General features: G+C 61.7%; 20 protein-coding genes. 14 read left to right on the top strand and 6 right to left on the bottom strand.

The window, feature by feature from the left end:
• Positions 1 to 336: 336 nt before the first annotated feature.
• Together P9250_RS06520 and P9250_RS06525 are read left to right on the top strand one after the other, a co-directional pair.
• Complete coding sequence (locus P9250_RS06520; protein ID WP_250469272.1) at positions 337 to 867, top strand: hypothetical protein; 531 nt, start codon at positions 337 to 339, stop codon at positions 865 to 867.
• A gap of 541 nt (positions 868 to 1,408) precedes the next feature.
• Complete coding sequence (locus P9250_RS06525; RefSeq protein ID WP_250527629.1) at positions 1,409 to 3,562, top strand: hypothetical protein; 2,154 nt, start codon at positions 1,409 to 1,411, stop codon at positions 3,560 to 3,562.
• Between the two features lie 51 nt (positions 3,563 to 3,613).
• Here P9250_RS06525 and P9250_RS06530 read toward each other — a convergent pair whose 3' ends face one another.
• The gene (locus tag P9250_RS06530) at positions 3,614 to 4,390 is read right to left on the bottom strand and encodes an NAD(P)H-dependent oxidoreductase (RefSeq protein ID WP_310391859.1); all 777 of its coding nucleotides are present in this window, start codon (positions 4,388 to 4,390) and stop codon (positions 3,614 to 3,616) included.
• Positions 4,391 to 4,478: 88 nt separating this feature from the next.
• On the opposite strand from P9250_RS06530, the gene P9250_RS06535 reads away from it, so the two are divergent.
• Positions 4,479 to 5,375: a LysR family transcriptional regulator gene (locus P9250_RS06535; protein WP_310391861.1), complete on the top strand. Its 897-nt coding sequence runs from the start codon at positions 4,479 to 4,481 to the stop codon at positions 5,373 to 5,375.
• Between the two features lie 10 nt (positions 5,376 to 5,385).
• Here P9250_RS06535 and P9250_RS06540 read toward each other — a convergent pair whose 3' ends face one another.
• Entirely contained in the window at positions 5,386 to 6,993 is a 1,608-nt protein-coding gene (locus P9250_RS06540; protein ID WP_310391863.1) for an acyl-CoA synthetase, read from the bottom strand.
• 30 nt (positions 6,994 to 7,023) lie between these two features.
• Positions 7,024 to 7,740 (bottom strand): GntR family transcriptional regulator, encoded by a 717-nt coding sequence (locus tag P9250_RS06545; protein ID WP_310391865.1) that lies wholly within the window; start codon positions 7,738 to 7,740, stop codon positions 7,024 to 7,026.
• 403 nt (positions 7,741 to 8,143) lie between these two features.
• On the opposite strand from P9250_RS06545, the gene P9250_RS06550 reads away from it, so the two are divergent.
• The 10 genes from P9250_RS06550 (at position 8,144) to P9250_RS06595 (ending at position 18,646) form a co-directional block, all read left to right on the top strand.
• Positions 8,144 to 9,496: a gluconate:H+ symporter gene (locus P9250_RS06550; protein ID WP_310391867.1), complete on the top strand. Its 1,353-nt coding sequence runs from the start codon at positions 8,144 to 8,146 to the stop codon at positions 9,494 to 9,496.
• A 52-nt stretch (positions 9,497 to 9,548) separates the two neighbouring features.
• Positions 9,549 to 10,916 carry a homoserine dehydrogenase gene (locus P9250_RS06555; RefSeq protein WP_310391868.1) on the top strand — a complete coding sequence of 456 codons (1,368 nt, stop codon included), beginning with the start codon at positions 9,549 to 9,551 and terminating at the stop codon, positions 10,914 to 10,916.
• Positions 10,917 to 10,962: 46 nt separating this feature from the next.
• Complete coding sequence (locus tag P9250_RS06560) at positions 10,963 to 12,264, top strand: MFS transporter (RefSeq protein WP_310391870.1); 1,302 nt, start codon at positions 10,963 to 10,965, stop codon at positions 12,262 to 12,264.
• Positions 12,261 to 13,199 (top strand): amidohydrolase family protein, encoded by a 939-nt coding sequence (locus P9250_RS06565; protein WP_310391872.1) that lies wholly within the window; start codon positions 12,261 to 12,263, stop codon positions 13,197 to 13,199. Before P9250_RS06560 ends, P9250_RS06565 begins: the two co-directional genes overlap by 4 nt.
• Complete coding sequence (locus P9250_RS06570) at positions 13,196 to 14,116, top strand: amidohydrolase family protein (protein WP_309847000.1); 921 nt, start codon at positions 13,196 to 13,198, stop codon at positions 14,114 to 14,116. Before P9250_RS06565 ends, P9250_RS06570 begins: the two co-directional genes overlap by 4 nt.
• Before the next feature lie 32 nt (positions 14,117 to 14,148).
• A complete protein-coding gene (locus tag P9250_RS06575) occupies positions 14,149 to 15,453 on the top strand; it encodes an MFS transporter (RefSeq protein ID WP_250469286.1) in 1,305 nt (434 codons plus the stop codon).
• A gap of 126 nt (positions 15,454 to 15,579) precedes the next feature.
• On the top strand, positions 15,580 to 16,212 hold the full coding sequence (gene tssD / locus P9250_RS06580; RefSeq protein WP_310391874.1) for a type VI secretion system tube protein TssD: 633 nt from the start codon (positions 15,580 to 15,582) through the stop codon (positions 16,210 to 16,212).
• 1 nt (position 16,213) lies between these two features.
• Positions 16,214 to 16,561, top strand: coding sequence for a DUF2778 domain-containing protein (locus tag P9250_RS06585; RefSeq protein ID WP_310391876.1), 348 nt, complete (start codon positions 16,214 to 16,216; stop codon positions 16,559 to 16,561).
• Positions 16,562 to 16,764: 203 nt separating this feature from the next.
• Positions 16,765 to 17,220: a hypothetical protein gene (locus P9250_RS06590; RefSeq protein WP_310391878.1), complete on the top strand. Its 456-nt coding sequence runs from the start codon at positions 16,765 to 16,767 to the stop codon at positions 17,218 to 17,220.
• 256 nt (positions 17,221 to 17,476) lie between these two features.
• The gene (locus P9250_RS06595; RefSeq protein ID WP_244830860.1) at positions 17,477 to 18,646 is read left to right on the top strand and encodes a porin; all 1,170 of its coding nucleotides are present in this window, start codon (positions 17,477 to 17,479) and stop codon (positions 18,644 to 18,646) included.
• Between the two features lie 6 nt (positions 18,647 to 18,652).
• On the opposite strand, the gene P9250_RS06600 is transcribed toward P9250_RS06595, so the two are convergent.
• Positions 18,653 to 19,327, bottom strand: coding sequence for an HAD family hydrolase (locus tag P9250_RS06600; protein WP_250469293.1), 675 nt, complete (start codon positions 19,325 to 19,327; stop codon positions 18,653 to 18,655).
• 203 nt (positions 19,328 to 19,530) lie between these two features.
• Here P9250_RS06600 and P9250_RS06605 point away from each other — a divergent pair, with 203 nt between their 5' ends.
• Positions 19,531 to 20,649, top strand: a complete 1,119-nt coding sequence (locus tag P9250_RS06605; RefSeq protein ID WP_284507856.1) for a 3-deoxy-7-phosphoheptulonate synthase — start codon at positions 19,531 to 19,533, stop codon at positions 20,647 to 20,649.
• Positions 20,650 to 20,693: 44 nt separating this feature from the next.
• Here the strand turns inward: P9250_RS06605 and P9250_RS06610 are convergent, their stop codons facing one another.
• Together P9250_RS06610 and P9250_RS06615 are read right to left on the bottom strand one after the other, a co-directional pair.
• The gene (locus P9250_RS06610) at positions 20,694 to 25,571 is read right to left on the bottom strand and encodes a response regulator (protein WP_310391884.1); all 4,878 of its coding nucleotides are present in this window, start codon (positions 25,569 to 25,571) and stop codon (positions 20,694 to 20,696) included.
• A gap of 224 nt (positions 25,572 to 25,795) precedes the next feature.
• Positions 25,796 to 26,584, bottom strand: a complete 789-nt coding sequence (locus P9250_RS06615) for a substrate-binding domain-containing protein (RefSeq protein ID WP_310391885.1) — start codon at positions 26,582 to 26,584, stop codon at positions 25,796 to 25,798.
• Between the last annotated feature and the right edge of the window lie 103 nt (positions 26,585 to 26,687).

Here is a 26,687-nt window from a genome sequence, read left to right on the forward strand (position 1 = left end):
GTTTGCGGCGCCCGCATGCTGCACCAAGGCGAAGCGGACACACCTCGCTTCTGAAGGTCGATAAACAAAACAGATAGCCAGGCAAATGATACGCAAGGAAAGCGTCGTTCATGCCGTACGCGGCTTCACCGAGACGCTTCGCCTCACTCATGCGAAAACGCTTCGAAGGCATCGAATCTGTTTATCGGGCACCGCATGGTCTTGCTGCGCAATACCGCGCCAAATCACGCTGAAGTGCATTTTCCGGCCCATGGGCATGGTTAACCCATCCTTTGCGTGATCAAACACAGGGACTAGCTTGCGTCATCGCCTGATAACCATTCCGGAGAAGCGTCCATGAGTAGCAACCTGCATCCGAGCGGCAGTCAGTTTCCGAACGGCATTGCAACGCCCAAGCCCACGAGCGCGTCGTCGGCCATACGCGCCGGTGTAGCCGGTGGTCTGGCGGGCGCCGTCGTCATCTGGATCTACGAAGCATTGATTTGGGTAGGCGTACAGCATCTGATGCCCCTCGCGGGCATTCCGCGTAACGCGACCGGGCTGGTCTTCGGAAAAGCGTTTCAGGAAGCGAGCGGCATTTGGGCGTATGTGATTGGCACGGGTATTCACTTCGTGTTCGCCATTGCTTGGGGCATTCTCTTCGCACTCGTCTGGCCGTACTTTCGCCGACGCGGCTACGAGGCGACGTTCATCGCATTGTTCTATGCCGTGCTCGCGTGGATAGTGATGCATGTCGCCATCATGATCGCTTCGGACAATCATCCGAATTACTATGATCCAGCTGTCGTCATCGGCGGATTCATGTCGCATATCTTTTTCACTGTGCCGCTCGCGCTTATCGTAAAGCGCAAGATGGAAGTGCGTTAGGCGTTTAGCCTATCGATCGGTCCGCAACGGCTTGCCTCGTTCGAGGCGCATGAGCCGTTCGCGGATTGAGTCTCGCTGTTATCCGATTCAAATTCCCTTATTGCAGCGCGAAAGCAGACGGCATGGCAGAAGACGCATGCCGCGTTTCTTTCATCTCGCGCAGAAGTCGACTTTCTTGTCACTTCGCGGTGAAAGCCCACATTGGTTTGTAGCCGAAAAAATGAGTAAACGGTTTCCTTTTTGTTTCCGAAACCCTGACTCCGTGCAAAACCATGCCTTTGTCTTGCCGGGTAATCCCTTATCAAGTCGTTGGATAAAACGTTTGACAGCATCGGCTTACAAAGCCTAAATTTGGAAAACGTTTTCCGATAAAGTTCGCTGACTCAAGCTCGGGGCTTCATTCAAATCATTTCTAATCTTCACCGATTCCGATGAAAAACTTCGGAAGGCCAAATAACGTCTGGTGTCGATCACGCGCCCAAAGGAGGCGCAAAAGAAACCCCCCGCACTACCCACATTCATAACTAAAGACGGAGACAACATGAATCGAAACAGGCAAATCACGCGTGCGTTCGCGCTCGGCACGCTCTCGGCGCTCGTCCTCGCTGCATGCGGTGGCCATGACTCATCGGATGGTTCCACGCCGCCGCCCGCCGCTGTGGCGGCTAATTCGCTTCAAGCCGTGGTCTACGGCGCGAACGACACGAGCGTGCCCGCCGGCGCCGGCGTTCCCATCACGATGATGGGCCAGATGCGCGCGCTCTTCGACCTCATCCGCAAGTCGCCGGATTTCACTCAGGTCGTGATGGATCTGGGCGATGGCAGCCCCGTGCACGTACTCGATACGAACACGGGCGACAAGTTCCTGCCGGGCAAGCTGGCGCTCGGTCTGTCTTACATCCTCATCGACATGAAGAAGAAGGGCGACCCCAAGTACGCCGACTATCTCGCAACCTATCAGAAAATAACCACGGCGATGATGGCGCAGTCCGCGAGCGGCGACTACGTCTACGCGAACACGTCCTGGGGCGAGTATTACTATCTCGTCGCCCTCAACAATTTGAAGGCGAACGGCATGCTGAACGAAGTCTTTAGCGATGCCATGCTCAACACGTTGCAAGGCCGCCTCACGTTCTGCGACATGTTCGGCCCCGATGCAAGCGGCAAGGACAATACGTGCCCGGCTGGCGGCGCGTCTATCGACGTGGCTTCGCTCAACACGGCGCAGAATTACTATGCGGTGTCATATGGCATTGCCGGGCTGAGACAGAAGCTCGGCTGGAGCAATCCGGGCTTCGTCTCCACTTCGGACCCGGCGGTTGCGACCATGGGCGCGCGCGATGCGCTGCTCTACACGTTAACCAAGCATATCCGCAATGATTCGTCGGGCGGCTTCTCGGATGAGGCATCGAACACGCATACGACCTACTACGATCAAGCGCGCTTCGACCGCTACAGCACGCTGCTTATCGCGGAGACGGTCGAGCGCAGTCTCGAGATGGGCAACGAAGCGAATTTGACGCCGGAATTGAAGGGCTATTTGCGCAAGTCGATCGATCTGATTCTGCCGCAGATCAATCCGGACGGGCAGGGCTTCAACTACGGCCGCTCGATCGGACCTTACGGCGATTCCGCTTTCATGGAGATTCTCACGGCCGCAGCCAACGCGGGCGTGCTGAGTGCCAAGGAGATGCAGGTCGCCTACACGTTCATCTACAAGGCAGCGCTGCGCTTCGACACCTTTTGGTACGACCCGAACCTGCCGACGCCGTCCGTGAACATGTGGGTGAAGGGGCGCGGCACGGACACATATCGCGGCAAGCCTCGCGTGATGGGCGAAAACTTCAGCCTGCTGCATCAGTACATGTACGTCAACGCGTGGTGGAGCAAGCTCGGCTTCGGCGGCCAAGCCCCCATGAGCGACAGCGATTTCAAATCATGGCGCGATGCATTGCCTCATTACACGCTCACGTATTACAACTTGCCGAGCGACAGCGCGCATCCGTATAACGCGGCGTTGCTGACGGTGCGTGATGGCGAGCGTGTGATCAACCTGAATCTGAGTCAGGCGCCGGACTACAACTCGTATTCGCCGTACTATCCGGTGCCGTTCTCCGACAAGCTCATCTACGGCACGACCGACCTGGGTTACGCCTTGCTGATTCCGCAAGTGACGTACAACGGCAAGACATACATTCCGGTGACGTACTACAAGAATCTGAGCGTGCAGGAGAGCAACGGTCAGGTGACCGTTTCCTTCGATACGACGAAATTCCGTCAAGCGACCAAGAACGCGGCGTACACGACCGATATCGACCTGCAAGCGCACACGGTGCTGACTTTCGCGCATGGCACAATCACGCGTACGGACACATTGAGTTCGGCCACCCTTGCGGCGCCGCTCGCGGTGGAAACGGACTTTACCTCGTTCGCGGACTTTCAAAGCACGGCGGCGGGCGCGAACGGTAACTCGGTCACCTACGCCAATAGCGCCGCGACGAGCTATGCCACGAGCGGCTTCGATGCTTGCGCGCTGTCGAATTTCGATGTCGCGAACGGTGTCACCAATCCGCTGTCGACTACGCCTGTCGGCCAGTTGCACTCGAACTTCGCATGCAAGGCGAATGCGTTCTCTCTTGCGGGTGGCGCGCAACGCAACTTTAGCTGGACCTTGAAGTACGCGGACCCGAACTGATCCTCGTGCAAGGCAAAGCGGGCTCCTCTTGCAAAAGGAGCCCGCTTCTTTTTATTCGACGTGCGCGGCAAATCCGGTCTGTCCCGCAGCATGCTCGTCTCGCAAGGTCAACTGCGGAATGCGGTAGTCGCCATGATTCTGCCGTCTATAAGCAATCGGCGCGTTGTCCCAGAGGGTGTCTAGCCGTTCTCCGAGCGCATCGCGCGTGGCCCCGAAACGCGTTTCATCCATCTTGCTCGTGCGATACACCACGAACGGTGGCACCACGTCGAAGCCCGGATAGAACAGCATCCCGTGCTGGATCGGGAAGAGGATATCGTCCATCGGGCCGTTGATGCCGCGCGCGTCGTAATGCGATTCCCAACCGCCGGTCGTCACGATGATCATCGCGCGTTTGCCCGACATCATGCCTTCGCCATAACGATCGCCCCAGTGCGTGTCCGAGTGTTCGCCCACGCCGTAAGCGAAGCCATAGGCATAGACGCGCTCGAACCAGCCTTTCATGATGGCGGGCATGGAGAACCACCACATCGGGAATTGCAGGATCAATGCGTCGGCCCAGCGCAGCTTGTCCTGTTCGATTTCGATGTCGTGGCTTTGCAGGCCGTTTGCGAACGCGTGTTTCGAATCGAGACTGGGATGAAACGGCGCGTCGGTGTTGCGCTCGCGCACGTCGTTCGCGTCGAGCGTCGTTTTCCAGTTCATCTCATACAGGTTCGACACCTGCACCGTGTGGCCGTTATCGCGCAGGCGCTGCACGGTAAAGTCGTTGAGCGCGCCGTTCAGCGAGCGGCGTTCGGGGTGGGCATAGACGATCAGCACATTCATGGCTGCAACTCTCCTGGTTCGTATGACCGCCAGACTAGTGCGGATGAAGGTATATTGGAAATGAATAGTCAATATGCCAGGCATTACGATGAATAATATCCTCCGCAGGCTCGATCTCAATCTGCTCGTGACACTCGACGCGCTGCTCGCCGAACACAATGTCACGCGTGCGGCCGAACGGCTGAACTTCTCGCAGCCTTCGGTGAGCGTGCATCTGGCGAAACTGCGCGATATCTTCGGCGATCCGCTATTGCTGCCCGGCCCGCGCGGCATGCGTCCGACTGCGCGCGCCGAGGGTTTGCGCGAACCATTGCGCGAAGCGCTTGCAGCACTTGCGCGCGCGGTGTCGCCGGAGCAGGCATTCGAGCCGGCGAGCGCGGAGCTTACGTGGCGTATCGCCGCAACCGATTACAGCGAGTCCACCGTGCTCATGCCGGCGATAAACGGCTTGCGGCTGGCCGCACTGCGGACGCGCATTGCCGTGCTCGAAGCCACGCCGCCGCGTCTCGCGCGACAAGCCGAACGCGGCGAGATCGATCTTGCGTTTCATATCACCGAAGGCGCGCCACCGGGTCTGCATCGGCAGGCGCTTTTTACCGAACGCTATGTGCTGGTGGCAAAGAAGGGGCATCCGCGTCTCAAGCGCAAACCCAGCCTCAAGCAGTTCTGTGCGCTCGAACATGTGATCGTGTCGCCGGACGGCGGAGGCTTCTTCGGTCCGACCGATGAAGCGCTCGCGGCACTCGGCGTCGCGCGTCGCGTCGTGCTGTCCGCGCCGCATTTTCTCTTCGTGCGTTCGCTGATTGCATCGACCGATCTCGTGGGCATGCTGCCATTGCGGCTAGTCGAGCACGATGCGGCGCTGCACGTGGTGGACGCGCCAATCGAAGTGTCCGGCTATGAAATGTCGATGTTCTGGCACGAGCGCGTGCATCGCGATCCGGCGCATCGGTGGTTGCGAGACTTCATCGCCGGATCGGTATGACGCGCGATTGCTAAGACGTGAACTGCGAGCGCAGCGACTTGCGGATGATCTTGCCAGTCGCCGTCATCGGCAATTCGGAGACGAAGCGCACCTCGCGCGGATATTCATGCGCCGCAAGCCGCGTGCGGACGTGCTGCTGCAGTTCGAGCACGAGGGCATCGCCCGGTTCGAAGCCGTCGTTGAGCACGACGACCGCGCAGACGATCTCCGTGCGCCGTTCATCCGCCACGCCGATGACCGCCGCGAAGCGCACGGCGGGATGCCTCAAAAGACAGTCCTCGATCGGTCCCGGCCCGATGCGATAACCCGCGCTCGTGATGACATCGTCGTCGCGACCGATGAAGCGAAAGAAGCCCTCCGCGTCGAGCATGCCGAGGTCGCCCGTCAACAGATAGTCGCCGCGAAACTTCTGCGCGGTCGCGGCCTCGTCGCGCCAGTAGCCGAGAAACATCACGGGATCGGGCGCGGCAATGGCGATATTGCCGGGCGTGCCCAAAGGCTGCGGCATACCCGAATCGTCGACGACAGCTACGCGATGCCCCGGCACCGCGCGCCCGATCACGCCGTTGCGCGGTTCGAACCATCTGGCGCACGAGGAGAGCACCACGTTGCATTCGGTCTGCCCGTAGAATTCGTTGATGGTGACGCCAAGCGTTGCGCGGCCCCACGACAGCAACTCCTCGCCGAGCGATTCACCGCCGCTCGCCACCGAACGCAACGCGAGCGCCGGCGCTTTCGCTTGCGGCGTCGCGCGCATCATCTTGAGCGCGGTCGGCGGCAGGAACGTGTGGCTCACGCCATGCCGTTCGAGCAGATCGAACGCGGCGTGGCCATCGAACTTGTCGAAGCGCCGCGCGAGTACCGGCACGCCGTGATGCCACGAAGGCAAGAGCACATCGAAGAGGCCGCCGATCCACGCCCAGTCCGCGGGCGTCCACATGAGCGTCGCGTCGAGCGGGAAGCACTGCTGCGACATCTCCACGCCCGGCAGATGCCCAAGGAGCACGCGATGTCCGTGCAATGCGCCTTTCGGTTTGCCCGTGGTGCCAGACGTATAGATGATGACGGCGGGATCGTCCGCGGAAGTATCGACGAGAGTGTCTTCTTCCGATGCCGCTTCGAGCGCGGGCCAGAACGTAGCGTCGCTGCCATCGGTCGCGAAGATGTGGCGCAACTCCGGCAGCGATGCGCGAATCGACGCGATCTTCGCCGCGCCTTCGGCGTCCGTCACGACGGCGGCGGCCCCGGAATGCGCGAGCCGGAACTCGATTGCATCGATACCGAAGAGCGCGAAGAGCGGCACGGCAATGCATCCCATGCGATAGGCCGCGAGATGCGCGATCGCCGCTTCGACCGATTGCCGCACGAAGATGGCCACGCGCTCGCCGCGCTGCACGCCGCGTTCGGCGAGCGCATTGGCGAAGCGGTTGGAGAGGCGTTGCAGGTCGTCGAAGGTATAGCGTTGCTGCGAGAGATCGTTCGATTCGACGATCAGCGCGAGCCGGTTCGAGCCGCCCGCCCATTTGTCGCACACGTCTTGCGCGATGTTATAGCGCGCGGGGATGCGCCAGGTGAAGGCGGCATCGACTGCTTCGTAAGTGTCTCCTGACGGCAGCATGGTTTCTTGTGGTGGGTGAGGGTTCCTCGATCATACGCGTTGCAGCGTCTGCTCCTTCACTTCGTGGTCGCGCTCGGGCGTAATCTGCTCCCAGGTGCTATGCACATGCCGCCTCAGGAATTCCCCCAGCCGCGCGCCATCGCGCGCGTTGAGCAATTGCACGATGATCTCGTGTTCATCGATAGCGGTATGCCACGTCTCCGACGTCACGCTACCCTGAAAGCGATAGCGATAAAGCTGCCGGTTGAGCCGCTCGTGCACTTGCGTGAGCGTGGCGTTCTTGGCCGCCACGATGATGTTCGCGTGGATCGCCTGATTGAGCCGGAAGTAATTCATGCGGTCGCGCCGCTCGTAAGCCGCGTGCATCTCGTGATGGAGCGCGCGAATCTCGGCGATCTCCGCATCCGTCGCTAAACGACACGCCTGTTCGCCGCCAAACGCCTCGATTGCGCCCAACACGTCGAGCTTCTCGCGGATTTCCGCCGCGCTCAGGTCCGCCACGACCGCGCCGCGCTTAGGCAGCACGACGACGAGGCCGTCGCCCGCCAGTTCCTTGAGCGCCTCGCGCAATGGCGTGCGCGAGACCATCAGCCGTTCGGCGAGCGTGCGCTCGCGCAGGCGCTCGCCGGGCTTGAGTTCGTCGGTCGCGATCATCGTGCGCAAGCGTTGCGCAATCTGCATGGAGAGCAGCGAATCCGGCTCGTCGGCACCGTCGAAGCCTTCCTGCTCGTCGTCTAAGTCCTTCATTTTTGCTTGTTCCCTCGGCGCGGCGACATCCTCGGTCGCTCTGGTATGCCACTTTACCAGCGAACGCGTCACCTGAGATTTGCGGCCGACAATTGCCCCGCCTAGGTGCGATCCCGCACTTGACGGTACACGACGATAGAACTAAATTTCGGTATACCAGAATTAGACAGAGCGCAGAACGTCGCCCGGCGCCTGCGAAATTCATAAGAACGCGACTTGGAGACCTGCATGTCGATCGACCGAAAACACCGTTAAATAAGGGTTTCTTGCCGATGCCCGCGTAGTTCGTCCGTGTTTTTGGCAAATAACTCCATCGTCCGGGCGCCACATTCGTCCGGTATACCGCAATGAAAAACCTCGTCGACACCGGCGGGGCGCCACGCTTTTCGAGCCGCACTACTTCATGTCGCCTTCGCTCTATACGTTGATCGCGCCCGTTATCGCGATCCTTCTGCTGGTACTGCTGATCACGAAGGTCAAGCTTCACCCGTTTCTCGCGCTCATTCTCACGGCCGGCTTTCTCGGCTGCGCGGCCGGACTCGCGCCTACCGCCGTCATCAAGAGCTTCGAAAAAGGCTTTGGCGGCATTCTCAGTTCCGTGGGGCTCGTGGTCGGGCTCGGCGCCATGCTCGGCGGCTTGCTGCTCGAATCGGGCGGCGCGGATCGCATTGCCAATGCGTTCATCGGACTCGGTTCTAAGCGCTGGATTCCGGCGGCCATTTGCGCGGCGTCGCTGCTCATCGGCTTGCCGCATCTGTTCGATGTGAGCTTCGTGATGCTCGTCCCGCTCGTCTACGCCATCGCGCATCGCACGAAAAGTCCGCTGATGGCCGTCGGCATTCCGATGGCCGCCGGCCTTTACGTCTCGCACGGACTTTTGCCGCCGCATCCGTCGCCGACGCTCGCGCTTGCCGCGTTGCATGCGGACGCGGGCCGCACGATCTTTTTCGGCCTGATCGTCGCCGTTCCGATGGCCATTCTCTCCGGCCCGCTCTTCACGGCCTTCGTCATGCGCTTTCTGCCGGTTACGCCAGGCGAGGGTCTTTATTCGCCCGCTGCCGCCGACGACAAGAAAGCCGGCCGCGCCACGCCGCCGCTCGCGCTCGTGCTCATCACGGTCCTGTTGCCACCGGTCCTGATGATGATCCGCACGTTCGGCCGCAACTACGCGCCGACCGGCACGCCGATGCGCGAACTGCTCGAAACCGTGGGCGACCCTATCGTCTCGTTGCTGATTGCCGTGCTGTTCGCAATCTGGTCGCTCGGCGTCAAGAGCGGCCTCACGTTGCCGCAGATTCAAAAGCTCCTCGGCAAGAGCGTGGCGCCCGCTGCCGCCGTGATCCTGATCCTCGGCGCGGGTGGCGGCCTGAAAGAGATGCTGCTCGCCACGCATATCGGCGACGCCATCGCGCATTGGGCCACGCATTGGTCGATCTCGCCGCTCGTGCTCGGCTGGGCGGTCGCGGCGCTGATCCGTATCGCGATCGGCTCGGCGACGGTCGCAACCGTGACGGCGGCGGGCATCGTCGCGCCGATCGCGGCGGCCACGCCCGGCGTCAATCTCGAACTTCTGGTGCTCGCCGTGAGCTCGGGCGGACTGATGCTCTCGCATCTGAACGACTCGGGCTTCTGGCTTTTCAAGGAATATTTCCGCCTCTCGGTCGCCGATACGCTCAAGACCTGGACGCTGCTCGTCTCGTTTCAATCGCTCGTCGCGCTCGGCGTGATTCTCCTCATCAACTCGGTGATCGGCTAAACGTGCCGTTCACGTTCCCCACAAGATCAGGCCTTAAAGGACAGACATCGCCATGAACTACGAACATCTCTTCAAGTCGCTCGGCAGCCGCACGATCCGCATGGCGCTCGTCGGTCCGAAAGGCGGCTTCGGCCGCTCGCTGCTCGTGCAATGCCGCGCGTTGCCGGGCCTCGAGATCGCCGCGCTGTGCGATATCGATATCGAAGGCACGCTCGCCGCCCTGGCATCGCTCGGCTTCGCGAACGATACTGCGCGCGTCTGCAACAACGCCGACGACGTGCGCGCCGCTCGCGCCGATGGCCGTATCGCGCTGGTGGGCGACCATCTGCTGTTGAAGAACGTGGAGCTCGATATCGTCGTGGAAGCGACGGGGCATCCTGAAGTGAGCGTGCAGATCGCCGAGAACGCATTGAAGCGCGGCGTGCACGTGGCGATGGCGACCAAGGAAACCGATTCGGTCGTGGGCCCGTATCTGAACCGGCTCGCGATCGAAAACGGCGTGACGTACACGACGCCCGACGGCGATCAGCCGAGCAATCTGATCGGCCTCGTGACGTGGGCGCGCGTGCTCGGTTTCGAAGTGATCGTGGCTGGCAAGTCGAGCGAGTACGACTTCATCTACGATCCGGACGCGCATACCATCGACTATCTCGATCAACGCCACGAAGTCTCGCTCGATGCGTGCTGGACGCCAGGCGACGATATCGCCGCGACGCTCGCCGCCCGTAGCAAGGCGCTCTCGATGCTGCCGCAAAGCGCGACGCCCGATTACTGCGAGATGAACGTCGTCGCCAATTCGACCGGCTTCGTGCCGGCTGCCGATGCGCTCAACTATCCGCTCGCGCGCTTAAATGAACTCGCCGATATCTTCGTGCCGAAGGAAGACGGCGGCATTCTAGAGCGCACCGGCGTGGTCGATGTCTTCAACTGCCTGCGTCGTCCGGACGATCTGAGCTTCGGTGGCGGCGTGTTCGTCATCGTGCGCTGCAAGGACGAGGAAACCTGGGAGTTGCTCAAGCAAAAGGGCCATGTGGTCGGCAAGAACGGCCGCTATGCATGCATCTACTTGCCGTATCACCTGATGGGTCTCGAAACGCCAATGAGCATTTTTTCGGCGGTGCTGCTCAATCAGCCGACTGGCAGCGCGGAGCAGTTGCCGCACGCGCAAATGGTGGCGCGTGCCGAACGCGACTTCAAGGCGGGCGAGACGCTTGCCATGGGCGGTCATCATCACACCATTCAGGGCGCGACGCCATTGCTCATCGAACGCGCGAAGGCGGGAGTCGCGGCGCCGTTCTATCTCGCGGCCAACAAGCGTCTTCTCGCCGATGTAAAGCAGGGCGACCTCGTTCCGCTCGATGCGCTCGACTTGCAAGGCTCGGCGCTTTACGAAGCGTGGAAGCGCAATCCGTCGCTATAAACGGCCTGCGATACGACGAGGGCTTTCGACCCATACAGGAGGAGACATGCAAACCAATTTATCCGCGAGCGCCTCGGGCAGTTCGCTGCGCGCGCTTCTTTGCACGACACGCTGGCGCATGGTGCTGCTGCTCTTCGTGCTCTATACGATCAACTGCATCGACCGCATGTCGCTGTCCATTGCAATGCCGACCATCGTGCGCGAGTTTCATCTCGCCGCGACGATGCAGGGGTTGATCCTCTCTGCGTTCTTCTGGACGTACAGCACGTTCCAGATTCCCGCTGGCTGGGCCGCCGACCGCTTCGGCGCACGCCGCATGATCGGCATCTCGGCGGTGCTGTGGGGCGGCTTCCAGTGTCTTGCCGCGTTCGCCATGAACGGCGTGACGCTGTTGCTTACGCGTATCGGTCTCGGCGTGTTCGAAGCGCCTTACATGCCCGCCGCGACGAAGCTCACGGCGGCGTGGCTGCCGCCCGCGGAACGGGCGCGCGGCGTGACACTCATCGATAGCGGCGCGCCGCTCGGCTCGGCGCTCGGTGGCCTGCTCATCAGCGCGCTGATCGGCTTCTCGGGATCGTGGCGTTCGGCGTTCCTGATCGTGGGAGCGGTGACGATCGTCTTCGGTCTCGTCGTCTATCGCATGCTGCGCGAGACGCCCGAGCGGCACGCGGGTATCGACCAGGCGGAAGTCGCGTATATCCGCGAGCAGAAGCTCGTTGCTGGCGAAACCCCTAGCGCGAAGATGGCGCCGCTGTCACGCGGCATCATTTCGGCGATGGTGGTGGGCCGTGTCGGTTGGGCGATGGTGTTCTTCGGCCTCGTGACCTGGGGACCGAACTATTTGTCGGTGGGACGCGGGCTCGATATCCGCGGCATGGGCTTCGCGACCTTCATCATTTTTCTCGCGGGCGCGGTCGGCGAGATTCTGTCGGGCGTGACAGCCGACTGGCTGCAACGGCATTTCGCACGCAAGACGGCGTTCAAGATCCTCTTCGGCGTGTCGGGCGGCATGTCGCTTCTTTGTCTGCTGGCTTTGCCGTTCGTGGCGGATATCCGGTTCGCGGTCGCCGTGTTGTCGCTCGGCGTGTTCTTTCACTTGTGGGGCGGCCTGTACTGGCTCATTCCCGCGATGCTCGCACCGCGCGAGCAAGTCGGCCTCGTCGGCGGCGTGATGAACTTCGCGGGCACGGGCGGCGCGATCATCGTGCCTATCGTCGTGGGCGTGATCGTCGATATGACAGGCGGCTTCACGGCGGTCATCCTGTTCTTCGCGGCGGCGGCGTTCGCTTATCTCGTCGGCTCGCTCTTTATCGATTTCGGCCGCAACGATCCGGGAGCGCGCGCATGAACGAGTTGTACGAAGGGCCGATCATCGACGCGCATCAGCACTTCTGGGACCTCGAAGCGAATCGCTATCCGTGGCTCATGCCGGGCGTGCTGGTCGAACATCGTTACGGCGACTACACGCCGATCAAAGAGACGTACCTGCCATCGGACTATCTGCGCGATGCGGCGGGGCATCGCGTGATCGGCAGCGTGTATGTCGAAGCCGAGTGGAACCCGGATGATCCGCTTGGCGAAACGCGCTATGTCCGCGAGCTTGCCGAAGAGACGGGTCGCCCCAACGCGATCGTGGCGCAAGCGTGGCTCGACCGCGCCGACGTGGACGACGTGTTGTCCGCGCAAGCCCGCGTGGCTCGCGTTCGCAGCGTGCGTCACAAGCCGGGCGCACCGGACAAGGATGGCCGCACGCTCATGTCCGACGAACGCTGGCAGCGCGGCTATGCCTTGCTCGAACGATACGGCCTGCACTTCGACTTGCAGGCGTCGTGGCGGCAATTGTCCGAAGCGGCACAGCTCGCCCGCGATTTTCCACACACCACGCTCATCGTCAATCATGCGGGCGTGCCCGGCGATAGATCGAACGCGACGCTTACGGGTTGGCGCGCGGCGCTGGAAGAACTCGCGCGTTTGCCGAACGTGGCCGTGAAGGTGTCGGGGCTGTGCGAGGCGGGCAAGCCGTGGAGCGTGGCCGCAAACCAGCCAGTGCTCGATACGCTTCATCAAGTCTTCGGCGCCGGGCGTCTCATGTTCGGCAGCAACTTCCCCGTGGATGGCATGTTCATCTCGCTCGACGGTCTGCTACGCGGCTTTGCCGAACTGGTGCGCGCCTGGCCGCGCGCGGATCAAGAGGCTTTCTTTCACGATACGGCCGTGCGCATCTATCGCCCGGAAGGGCTCGACGACAACGCACGCGGCACTCACGCAAGGACATCGCGATGACCACCAACACGCTCGGCTTCGACTTGCCGATACTGGATGCGCATCATCACTTCTGGGACCTGTCGGACGGCGACTTTCCCTGGCTCACGAACGAGTACGACGACGCCTTCTTCCTCGGCGACTATCGCCGAATGTGTCAGGACTTTTTGCCGCCGCAGTATCGCCAGGCGACGGCCGGCTTCAACGTGATCGGCACCGTGCATGTGGAAGCGGAGCGTTCGCGCAAGCAACAAGTGCGCGAAACCGACTGGCTCACCGCGCTCAACGCGAAAACGGGATTACCCAGCGCGATCGTCGGCCATGTGTTCTTCGTGCAGCCCGATTGCGATGCGATTCTCGCAGGTCATGCAAACAGCCCGCTCGCGCGCGGTGTGCGCTCGAAGCCTGAAATCTCCAGCGGTCCGCATGAATCCGTTGCGGGCCAACCGGGCACGATGCAAGACGAAGCATGGCTTGCGGGTCTTGCTTTACTCGATAAGTACGGCTTCTCGTGGGACTTGCGCGTGCCGTATTGGCACTTGGAAGAAGCGGCGGAAGTGGCGCGTGCATTCCCGAAGACGCCTATCGTCACGAACCATCTCGGCTTGCCGCTCGATCGATCGGACGAAGGCGTCGCGATCTGGCACCGTGGCATGGAGAAGCTCGCGGCGTGTCCGAACGTCTATCTGAAGGTATCGGAACTCGGCTTGCCGAACGGCACGTGGGACAGCGCGAGCAATCGCCGCGTGATTCGCGAGGCCGTCGATTTATTCGGCTACGAGCGTTCGATGTTCGCGAGCAATCTGCCGGTGGGTAACTTGTCGGCGAGCTTCACGGAGATCGTCGCCGATGTGCTCGGCGCCTTGCCGCAAGCCACCGAAACCGATTTACGCGCGTTGTTCGAAGGGACCGCGCGACGTTTCTATCGCGTCGAATAAAAACATGACCGCACGAAATCAAGGAGACTGACATGACGCCCGCCATCGACGAAAACAGGCTTTTCAGAAAGATATCCCTGCGCATTCTGCCCGTGCTGATGCTTGGATTTTTCTTTTCCTATTTGAACCGCGTGAACGTGGGGTTCGCCAAGCTGCAGATGTCGAGCGACCTCCATTTCAGCGATGCCGTGTATGGCTTCGGCGCGGGCATCTTTTTTCTCGGTTACTTTCTGCTCGAAGTGCCGAGCAACGTAATCTTGCATCGCGTGGGTGCGCGACGCTGGATTGCGCGAATCATGGTGACGTGGGGCCTGCTTTCGTGCGCGACCATTTTCATCCGCACGCCGACGCAGTTTTATGTCATGCGCTTTCTGCTGGGTCTCGCCGAAGCGGGCTTCATTCCGGGCGCGATCTATTACATGAGCCAGTGGTATCCGGCGGCGCGACGCGGACGCGCATGGGGCGTGTTTTATATCGCGCTGGCATCGTCGGGCGTAATCGGCGGACTCGTGTCCGGCTCGATTCTCGGCTTTCTGTCGGGCGTCGGCGGCATGCGCGGCTGGCAGTGGCTGATCTTGTGCGAAGGCATTCCGACGATACTCCTCGGCATCTATATCTACTTCCGCATGAGCGAGGATATTCGCCGCGTCACGTGGCTGACCGATGGCGAGAAGACGCATCTGAGCGCGGTGCTTGCGGCGGAGAATCGCGACAAGATCGCGCATGGTTTCATGAGCCTGCTGGGTCATGGACGCATCTGGGCGCTGGTGCTGATCTATTTCGTCTACAACATGGGGCTGTACGCGATCAGCTTCTGGATGCCGACGCTCGTGCAGAAGATGGGCGTGGCCGATCCGTTCACCATCGGGCTTCTCACGGCGTTGCCGGGCGTGTGCGCGATCATCAGCATGCTGGCGTTCGGATTCTCGGCGGATCGTCGCAAGGAACGCAAGTGGCATCTGATTGCCGCGTTCTCGATGGCCGCGCTTGGCTTTGCGTTGTGCGTCGTGTGGCAGAACCAGCCGGTATTGGGCGTGATCGCGCTGTGCATCGCCAACATGGGCGTGCTGTCGATTCCCGCGTTGTTCTGGAGCTTGCCGACGGCGTTTCTCACCGGCGTGACGGCGGCAGCGGGCATTGCGATGATCAACTCCATCGGCAATCTCGCGGGCTTCGTGTCGCCCTATATGATCGGCTATCTCAAGGACGTGACGGGACGCACGGATGTGGCGTTGATCGTCGTGGCGGCGGGTTTGTTGGTCGGCGCGGTGGCGGTGGGGTGTGTGTTGCGTGGGCGTAGTGGAGTTGGGGCGGCGGGGGTGGGGGTGAGGAGTTAGTCGACCTTGTCTTGCGCGGACGGTAGCTTGTCCGCGCCCAAACTTGCAGATCTGCGGCAGTAGATTGCGTTATGCCGCCTGCCCTTCGGCAACTGCTTGACTTGAACGTAGGCTTTTCAGGCGCATATGGTCGTCGGTAAGACTGCTGAAAGTCACCGGCGCGTTGATCTTTACGAAAATCCATACATTGAATTGACTCTTGGCGATATGTTGAAAGTCCGCGGCTTGGCGGCTTTCTTTATCGGGAGGAGTTCAAATATGGTCATGCCGGTTCATTTGTTTCTGAAGGATGATCAAGGACGGGACCTGAGAGGATCATGCACCGTACAAAATAGGGAAGGCAGCATCGAGGTTCTTGCGCTTGCGCACTGCTTTAGTGTGCCTATCGACCCACTCACCGGGAAGGTAACAGGAACACGAATGCACACACCCGTCACGGTTGAAAAAGAAATCGACGCCTCGTCACCCTTGCTCCACCAAATGCTCCGCGACTCGCGAACACTCGAATCGGCCGATCTTGTGTTCTATCGAATCAACCATGCAGGGCAGGAGGAAGCCTACTACACGATGCGTCTTGAGAGCGTAAAGCTTGGCTCCATCATGGCGTTGATGCCGAACTTAAAAAACAAAGAATGCGCGCTACTCAATCACATGGAGAGCGTGGAGATGTATTACGACAGCATCTCCTGGCACTACCATGACGGCAATTTAAAGGTCTCGGATGCGTTGAGTGCGGTGAGAGAGCATTCGAGGTCGTGACATGCCTGTAAATTGCGTATTCACGCTGAACAATAAAAACACTTCGGCGCTGGTTTGTTCTGGCTACGGTACGGTCGAGGCATTCTCAGGTCAGAAGCAAGGGCGCGATAACCCAAACGAAGTGACTTCGAAGGGAATCGGCCCAATCCCACGGGGAACATATTACATAGTCGACCGTCAGTCAGGAGGCGCGCTCGGTCATATGCGGGACAATCTTTCGCCACTCGTCGGTTCCACTGATCGCCGGAAATGGTTCATGCTCTGGAATCCAACGACGGGAGACATGACGAACATCGATGGAGTGATGCGCGGTGAGTTTCGATTGCACCCGGTAGGAGATCGGGGTTAGAGCGAAGGATGCATTACTCTCGTCAATCCAGCCGAGTTTGAGTTGCTGCAGCGTTTCATTCGCAAATCACCGCCAATACTTTCAGTGCCGGGTTCGACGCTGCGAGCCTATGGAATGGTGACAGTGAAATGAAATGCAAGAGATTATCTCGCGTCGTTCATTTGTCGTCGGTTGCGGTCGAATCTTTTCTTATTGCTTGTGCGATGACCCGCTTCGTTATCATTCGATCCGGTCAGATGCCCTATTGGATGGCTGTATCGACTCGTTTTGTGCTTGAAGCGGTTCGCGTTCCTGAGCCGATCGGTGTCGAGGACATCATGGACGCGAGCCTCTTGGCGACATTCGTTGCGTGCTGGATGATCGTCGCGTTCATCATGCTTGCCGCTTATCGTCTCAGCCGCAAACTGATCGACCATGTAGCGATCTTCCTGGCTTCTATCGGTGGGACATACGTTGGCGGATCGCTACTGTCTCAGTGGATCAATGACACGTTGCTTCCACTCCGTCGCATCGGATTCAACCTCGATCCGACCGCAGAACCAAGTGCGCTCTTGCCTCTATATCTCCTATGTCTTCACGTGGCCTGCTGGCTCGGCGTCGTCGTCTTCTTATTCGTGCTGATGTCGCACATGCGGAGGCGTCAAACGCATTCGCTGTAACTGCCGTGCGGGCCTCGTATGTTTTGGACGTTCTACGACTTTACGCAGCACCAGCCGGATATTGACGCACTCTTGCGTTAATTCGAGACCCCAGTATAGGAAAGCCTTCCGCAAGAATTCAGTACCGCGCCGGAATAGCATTTATGCAACGCCATGCCGATATTGCGCCCGCACAATTTTGGCGTCGTACGATCAATTGCCAGTCGCCGCTCTCCGGGCAGGCCGTCGCTTTCAATCGTTCATGGAGCTTTCAGCAATGAAAAGGTCAATGTTGATCGTCGCGCTGCCCGCCGCTTTATGCGCAGCTTCGGTGCATGCGCAAAGCAGTGTCACGCTATATGGCCTGATCGACACGGGTATCGTCTATACCAACAATCAGACCGGCCACAGCAACTGGCAGATGCTCAGCAGCGTCACGCAGAACACGGTCTTCGGCCTGAAAGGCAGTGAGGATCTCGGCGGCGGCCTTAAGGCCATCTTCAAGCTGGAGCAAGGCTTCAATCTGAATAACGGCACCAATGCATTCGCGGGCGATGGCTTCGGCTCGCAAGCATGGGTCGGCCTGCAACACGACGACTACGGCACGCTCACGGCCGGGCGTCAATACGACGTGCTCAACGATCTGCTCGGTCCGCTCACCGCCGAATTCAATACGTGGGGCGGCAGCATCTCGGCGCATCCGTTCGAAAACGATAATCTGGCGGCAAACTCGGTCGTCATCAACAACACCGTCAAATACGTCAGCCCCACTTATCGCGGCGTGACGGTCGAGAGCATGTATTCCTTCGGCAATAGCGCCGGAAACTTCGCGGATAACCGCGCGTATGGCTTTTCGGCATCGTACGCGCAAGGGCCGTTCACGGTCGCGGGCGGCTATCTGCAATTGAACAACGCGGGCGGCGGCATTGCGGGGACGAATTTGAATGGCGCGGTGTCGCAAGGGGATGGCAGCGCGAACTTCGTCGCGCAACGGCAGCGCATCTGGGGCGCGGGCGCCAACGCCACCTTCGGGCCGGCGACGGTCGGTCTCGTCTGGTCGCACACGCAACTCGACAATATGAACAGCGTGCTTTCCATCGGGCTCGGCAACTATATTCCGCTCGATGGCACCCTGCGTCTCGACAATTACGAAGCGAACGTGCATTACGCGCTCACGCCCGTGTTGAGCGTATCGGCGGCTTACACGTTCACGGACGGCGCTTATGGCAACGCTGCATCCATCGCTTATCCCTCGTGGCATACGGTCATGTTGCAGACCGACTATTCGCTCTCGAAACGCACGGATGTCTATCTCGAAGGCGTCTATCAGCACGTAAAGGGGGCGCCGCCCGATTCCGTGCTCGGGCAGGCGATGCTCAATACGTTGTCGCCGTCATCGACAGGTACGCAAGTCGGCGTCACTGTCGGCTTGCGGCACGCGTTCTAGCATGATTCAAGGGCGCGCGGCCACTTCGTCGAGATGGAACAGCAGGTCGGCGGGGTCTTCGTAGACGCGCAGCGCGCCCGAGCGTTCCAGTTCGTCGCTGCCATAACCGCCCGACAGCAGGCCGACGCCGAGCGATCGACAGCGACGCGCCGCGAGCATGTCCCAGATGCTGTCGCCAACCACCACGGTATGCTCGATCGGCACGTTCAGACGCGCGGCCGCCGCAAGGAACAAGTCGGGATCGGGCTTGGCGTATTTCACCTGATCGCGCGTGACGACCACTTGCTTGCCTGGATCCACGCCCAATGCTTCGAGATTGAACGCCGCCGTTTCCATGCGGCCGCTCGTGGCGATCGCCCAGCGCGTGCCCGCCTGGGTCAGCGCGTCGAGCAATTCGCGCGCGCCCGGCAGTGGGCAGACCTGTGCGCGCAGACGTTGATAAGCGTCGGCATGAAGGCGCCGCAGACGTTCCACGCGATCCGCGTTGATCTCCCCATGCGTTTCGCGCAGCAATTGATCGGTGAAGAGGCCGCCGCTCATGCCGATTTTGCGATGAATGCGCCACACCGACAGTTCGATGCCCTCGCTGTCCAGCGCTTCTTTCCACGCGAGCACGTGCTGATAGACGCTGTCGACCAGCGTTCCGTCGAGATCGAAGAGAAAGGATGTTTCGATTCGCATGGTCTGCTCCCTTGATGAATGGCGTGTTCCGGTTCCTTTCATGATACGCACGATCCTCGTCCGCTTTCGGAAATGCGCGACGCATGCGCTTCAAATGCGATAATCGATGTTTGCACCGCGCGGCCGGAAGTGCGCGGTTTTCTCGCATCGAATGACCGCAACATGCATTCTTTACGCATTCATTACGCCCGACGGAGCTGACCTTGAGCCGCATCGACAACCCCTCCCGCGATCAGGAGGCCGGCGTGGCCGACTCCACGCAAGACACGACCCGTATCGACGATACGCGCATCGGCGCGGTGCGCCCGCTGATCTCGCCAGCGCTTTTGCTCGACGAACTGCCGGTCACGCCCGGCGTGCAGGCGCTCGTGGAAACGAGCCGCGCGCGCATCGCGGACGTTCTGCATGGCCGCGATGACCGCCTCGTAGTCGTGGTCGGACCGTGTTCCATTCACGATCACGACCAGGCGATCGAATACGCGCACCATCTGAAGACCGTCGCGGATCGTCTCGGCGACGATTTGCTGATCGTCATGCGCGTGTACTTCGAAAAGCCGCGCACGACGGTCGGCTGGAAGGGCTATATCAACGACCCGCGTCTGGACGGCAGTTTCCGTATCAACGAAGGTCTGCGCCGCGCGCGTGAGCTTCTGCTGGAAATCAGCGAGCTTGGTCTGCCAACGGGCACCGAGTTTCTCGACCTGCTGAGTCCGCAGTACATCGCGGACCTGATCGCGTGGGGCGCGATCGGCGCACGCACGACGGAGAGTCAGAGCCATCGGCAACTGGCGTCGGGGCTGAGTTGCCCGATCGGCTTCAAGAACGGCACGGACGGCGGCGTGCAGGTCGCGGCGGACGCGATCGTCGCGGCGCGCGCGAGCCATGCCTTCATGGGCATGACGAAGATGGGCCTTGCCGCCATCTTCGAAACGCGCGGCAACGACGACTGCCACGTGATCCTGCGCGGCGGCAAAAAAGCACCGAATTACGATGCGGCTAGCGTCGCGGCGAGTTGCGCGGCGTTGGCGGCGCTCGGACAGCGCGAGCAGGTGATGATCGATTGCTCGCATGCCAACTCGAACAAGTCGCATCTGCGGCAGGTGGATGTGGCCGAAGACATCGCGCGGCAACTGATCGCGGGCGAAAGCCGCATCACCGGCGTGATGATAGAAAGCCATCTGGACGAAGGGCGGCAGGACCTCAAGCCGGGCGTGCCGCTCAAGCACGGCGTCTCGATCACGGATGCGTGTCTCGGCTGGAGCCAGACCGAGCCGGTGCTCGAACTGCTTGCCGATGCGGTGAGACAGCGCCGTCGCGGCTAGGCGTGCGTACCTAGCCGTCTCCGCGTTCGGAGACGGCTAGCGGATCAACGCATCACCGCTGCGTTCAGCGCTTCGATCAACGCCAGCGGGTCGTAAGGCTTGCGCAACTGCGTCGCGCGCGGCAAGGCCTTGCGTTCGTCGGCGCTCAGGACGAGGTCGTATCCGGTGACGAACACCACGCCGATTCCGGGCGCCTCACGGCTCGCCGCAAGGGCCAGCTCGATGCCCGATTCGCCCGCCAGATCCACATCGGTCAGCAAGAGTTCGAAGCGCTCTTCGCGCAGCAGGGCGAGCGCCTCGGCGACGCTGCCGGCTTCCACGAGATCGAGCCCGAACGTGCGTAGCAACTCGGCGCTGCTTACGCGCACGAGTTCGTTGTCTTCGACGAACAGCACGCGCATGTGCGAAAGGGCGTCGGCGGGCGCGGCATCGGAAACCGTGTTGCCGGTGACCGTCGCGGGCGGTGCGCTGGAACTCGCGCCCTTGCCGCTAGCCGCGAGCACCTGACGCACCTTGCGGGCGAGCGCCTCATGCATATAGGGCTTGCTCAGCAGATCGATTCCTTCATCGAGCCGTCCCGCATGCACGATGGCGTTGTCCGTGTAGCCCGACGTGAACAGCACCGCGATACCCGGCACGCGTTCGCGCGCCTTTCGCGCCAGTTCGGGGCTGCGTAGCGGACCGGGCATCACGACATCGGTGAAGAGCAGGTCCACGGGCACGCCGCTCTCGACGATAGCCAGCGCGCTTTGCGCATCCTTTGCACGAAGCACGCGATAACCGAGGTCGCCAAGCATGGCGACGACGGTTGCGCGCACTTCTTCGTCGTCCTCGACCACGAGAATGGTTTCGTCGCCGCCGTGCGCGGGGCCGGCGTCGATCGTGGTTTCGAGGTCTTCTTCCTGGCGTGCGCGCGGCAGATAAATGCGTATCGTCGTGCCGTGTCCTTCCTCGCTGTACACCTTCACGTGGCCGCCGGACTGCTTCACGAAGCCGTACACCATCGAGAGTCCGAGACCCGTGCCCTGGCCCTCGCGCTTGGTGGTGAAGAACGGTTCGAACGCGCGTTCCTGCACTTCGGGCGACATGCCCGAGCCGGTATCGGTAACAGCGACCATGACGTATTGGCCGGGCAACAGGTCGGCGTGGCGCTTGGCGTAGTTTTCATCGAGCGATGCATTGCCCGCTTCGATGGTCAGCTTGCCGTGCGCGTTCATCGCGTCGCGCGCGTTGATCGCCAGATTGAGCAGCGCGTTTTCGACCTGGAACGGATCGACGAGCGTGTTCCACAAGCCGCCCGATACGATCGTCTCGATCTCGATGCCGTCGCCCAGCGCGCGGCGGAACATGTCGTCGAGACCGCGCACGAAGCGGCCCAGATTGACGACCTTCGGCGCGAGCGGCTGGCGTCTGCCGAATGCAAGCAGCTGCGAGGCGAGGTTCGCGCCGCGCGCCACGCCCGCGAGTGCGCTCTTCACGCGCTGCTCGGGGCGTTCCTGGCCCGCGACGTCCTTTGCCAGCAATTGCAGATTCCCGCCGATCACCTGCAGCAGATTGTTGAAGTCGTGCGCGACGCCGCCCGTCAACTTGCCGATGGCTTCCATCTTCTGCGCCATGCGCAGCGCTTCCTCGGCGTGCCGCAGCGCGTCGGCGGTTTCGCGGTCCGCGGTGACGTCGCGCCCCACGCCGTGTATGCGGCGCGTGGCCGGGTCGATCGACAAGGTCCACGCGATCCAGCGCCAGCCGCCTTCCACGAAGCCGTGCCGGCACTCGTAACGCACGGACGCGCCGCTTTGGCGCAGACTTTCCATCGCGCTCGCGACCGCTTCGACGTCGTCGGGATGGACGAGGTCGAGCATGGTTCGCGCATGCACGCGCTGCAGATCGACGCCGAGCACGGTCGACCACGACGGGCTCACGCGCAACAGCGCGCCTTCGAAGCTCGTCACGACGAACAGGTCTTCGGTCAGTTCCCACAGCCGGTCGCGGTCCGCGATGGCGTCGGCGACGCGGCGTTCGAGCGTATCGTTGAGATCGTGCAGCGCGGCCTGCGCCTTGGTGCGCTCGGCGATCTCGTCCTGTGCCGCCTGAAAGAGCCGCGCGTTGTCGATGGCGATAGCCGCCTGCGCGGCGATCCCCACCACGATCCGCTCCGCGCGCAGGTTGAACATCGCCGGTTCGGGATGACCGAAGAACAGCCCGCCCAGCACTTCGCCCGTGCGCGAGATGACGGGCGCGGCGAGATAGCTGCATACGCTGAGATGACCTTCCGGCATGCCGTAATGCGGCGCGCTCTGGCCGTAGCGCGGGTCTTTCGTGATGTCGTCGGAACGCACCACGCCTTCGCCCGCGAAAGTCGGGCCGAAGAGCGCGGTGTTGCGCGGCATGGGAAAGCGCGAAAACGCGTCTTTCGGCACGCCGGAGATGGAATAGAGCGTGTAGCTCTCGCCTTTGTCGTCGAGCAGGTTGTAGAAGAACGAGCCGAAGGCCGCGCCGGTGAGCTCGGTGGCGGCATCCACGACGACCTGCACGGCGCGCGACAGATCGAGCTCGCCCGCGACCGTGGTGCCGACGTCGTTCAGAATCTCCAGCATGCGCGACTCTTCGCGCAGGTTCTCCTCGGACGCGCGCCGCAGCCGCGCGATGCGCAGATTGCTCGCGACTCGCGCAAGCAATTCTCGCGCGGCGAAGGGCTTGGTCAGATAGTCGTGCGCGCCGGCTTCGAGACCGCCCAGGCGCGCTTCCTCGCCCGCGCGCGCGGACAGCAGCACGACCGGTGTCTCGCGCAGCGCTTCGTCGGCGCGCACCGCGTTCAAGAGGCCGAAGCCGTCGAGGCGCGGCATCATCACGTCCGACACGATCACTTCGGGATGCCCGGTGCGCGCCGCTTCGAGCGCGCTCTCGCCGTCGGCCGCGACGCTCACTTCGTGGCCCGCCGCGACCAGCATGCGACGCATGTATTCGCGCAGGTCGGCGTTGTCGTCGACCACCAGCACGCGGCCGCGGATTTCATCGGCGGATGCGCTGGCGTTCGCGCCCGCGCCGAGCGGCGTTTCGTCGTCGAGGGCGAGCGCCGGTTCGCTTGCGTCGGGAATCCAGCGCAAGGCGGCATCGACATAACTGCGCGCGCCGCTGCTGGCTTGCGCGCGCGGCGTATCGGCATGTTGCGCGTCGACTCGTTCATGCGCGGCGGGCAGCGTCACGGTAAAGCACGTGCCCTCGCCGGGACTGCTTTGCACGCTGATGGCGCCGTCGTGCAGCTTGACGAGCTCCTGAACCATTGCAAGGCCGATACCGCTGCCTTCCACCGAGCGCCCGGTCGCGCCCGCCACGCGATGAAAGCGCTCGAACACGCGCGCCAGTTCCGCCTCCGCGATGCCGATGCCGGTATCGCGCACGCTCATCTCCACGCGCTGCGCGGCGGTCGTGCGCAGCGTCACTTCGATCGTGCCGCGAAACGTGAACTTGAACGCGTTCGACAGCAGGTTCATCACGACTTTTTCCCACATGTCGCGATCGATGTCGGCGAGCACCGGCGTCGAGGGAATGTCGATGTAAAAGCGCAGCCCCGCCGATTCGATGGCCGAGCGAAACAACGAAGCCAGCTCCGCCGTGAACGCGCCGATGTCGGTGGTCTGCCGATGAATCTCGATACGCCCGGCCTCGATGCGCGAAAAGTCGAGCAGCGCGTTGACGAGCTTGAGCAGGCGCAAGCCATTGCGATGCGTGATTTCGAGCAGACGCACTTCGTCGCCCGCGCGCTCCGGCTTCGTCAGCAGGTCTTCGAGCGGGCCGAGCATCAGCGTGAGCGGGGTTCTGAACTCGTGGCTGATATTCGAGAAGAAGGTGGTCTTGGCGCGGTCGATTTCGGCGAGCGCCTCGGCGCGGCGGCGTTCTTCTTCATAGGCATGCGCGGCGCCGATGGCCGCGCCAATCTGGCCGCCCACGAGGTTCAGGAACGCGCGATAGCCTTCGTCGAAGAGACGGTATGGATTGAGCGCGGCGATCAGCACGCCCGCGCGCCCGGTCTCGCCCGACGGCGCGATAGGCAGCAGCACCGCGTGCGTCGGCGCGGCGTTCCACGAGCCGGTGGGCAGCGGTCCGTCGATGAAACCCTTCAGATTGGTCACGAGCCGCGCTTGGTTGTCGCGCAGCACTTCGTGAACGGGCCACGCGCCCGCATGCGCCGCGTGCAGCACTTCCAGCGCGGCCGCACTGCCCGGCGCGATGCCGCATGCGCCGGTGAGCGTGGCGCTTTCGTCGCCGGGCTCGGCTGTATAGAGCAACGCGAAAGGCATGTCGCGCGCGGCGTTCGCGAGCACGTTCATCGAACGTTCGCAGGCCTCGCGCCACGAACGCGCGTTCGCGGCCGACGCAGCCAGTTCGCGCAGTACGAGCAACTGGCGTTCGCCAAGCACGCGTTGGGTATCGTCGCTATTGGCGCAGATGATGCCGCCCGCGCCGCCGCGATCGTCCGGAATCGGGCTATAGGAGAACGTGTAGTACGTTTCCTCCGGGAAGCCGTTGCGTTCCATGATGAGCAGCTTCTGCTCGACGAAGGTTCCTTCGATGCCGGCAAGCGCGGTGTCGAGCAGCGGGCCGATCTCGTTCCAGATTTCGCGCCACACCACCGACGTCGGCTGACCGAGCGCTTGCGGATGCTTGCCGCCGATGATCGACTTGTAAGGATCGTTGTAGAAGAACAGGAGGTCGGGACCCCAGCCGACCCAGATCGGCTGCCGCGAGGTGAGCATGATGCGCACGGCCGTCTTGAGACTCTGCGGCCATTGTTCGGGCGAGCCGAGCGAGGTTTGCGTCCAGTCGAAAGCGCGGATGAGCGCGCCCATCTCGCCGCCGCCGAGCAGAAAGCTCGGCTCGGGCGCGTCGGTGCGCGTGTCCGGTATCAGCTTGTCAGCTTCCATTGACGCAGGTTCTCCTCGCTGCATGTCTTTTTTGCGTGTCGTTTCGCGTGTGGATCGGCTCAACCCGGCTTGGCCCAGCGAACGGCTTTTCAACTATTGAGCGGACCAATCCTGCCTGTGGAGGCGCTTGCGCGAGCATCTCGATTTTCGCACGGAACGCCGTTTTCGCTTCGCAAATACGCATGAAACGCAAGGTGAACCGGCGCGTGGCACCTGCCTGCGCTTCAATGCGCGGCGATCGGGTCGAGTCCGGTGGCGCGCACGGTGTCTTGTGCCTGCGGCGAAGCGAGGTAGCGAAGCAAGGCGCGCGCCTCCTCCGGGTGCTTCGAGCCAACCGGAACGCCCGCTGCGAAACGCGTGACGGACTGCACGGACTCCGGAATCCTGCCGACGAAATCCGCGCCTTGTACCGGTAACAGTTCGCTCACTTGCTGGAAGCCGAGTTCGTACTGACCGTCCGCGACGACCGAGGCCACGGGAATCTTCGGGATCATCTTCGCCTTGGGTTTCACCTGATCTTCGATGCCGAGTTTCTTGAACATCTCGTTCTGGATATAGACGCCGCTCGCGCTGTCCGAATAAGCGATCGATTTTGCGTGCAGCAGCGTTTCCTTCAACGCATCGACATTGCCGATGTCGGGTTTCGGCGCGCCGGCTTTCACCGATACGCCGATGCGCGAATCGGCGAGTTCGACACGCGAGTCCGGCATGACCTTGCCTTCCTTGATGAGATCGTCGAGCGCGTAGCCCACCATGATGACGACATCGGCGGGTTCGCCGCGCGCGAGTCGATTGGGGATGGCTTCGGGCGCCTTGCCCATCGACGGGCCGAGTTGGGTATCGAGCGTATTGCTGGTTGCGGCCGTGAATTTCGGGCCGAGGATTTTATAGGCGGCGGTGAAGCCTCCTGAACTCATGACATGAAGCTCCTCGGCTTGCGAGGAAACAGGCGCGGCAATGGCGCCGAAAGCGATAAACACGAATGCGGCGAGTCTTGAGGAGAGTGGTTTCATAGGCGGCTTGTTTGGTGGTTCAATGGCTGGGCCAGGTTGGATTTGGTCATAACTTTTTGCACTATACTGAAATCGATGCGTTATCGTTCGGCCTTCGTTTTTG

Origin of the sequence: Caballeronia sp. LP006, from assembly GCF_031450995.1 — a bacterium.
GTDB lineage: Bacteria > Pseudomonadota > Gammaproteobacteria > Burkholderiales > Burkholderiaceae > Caballeronia.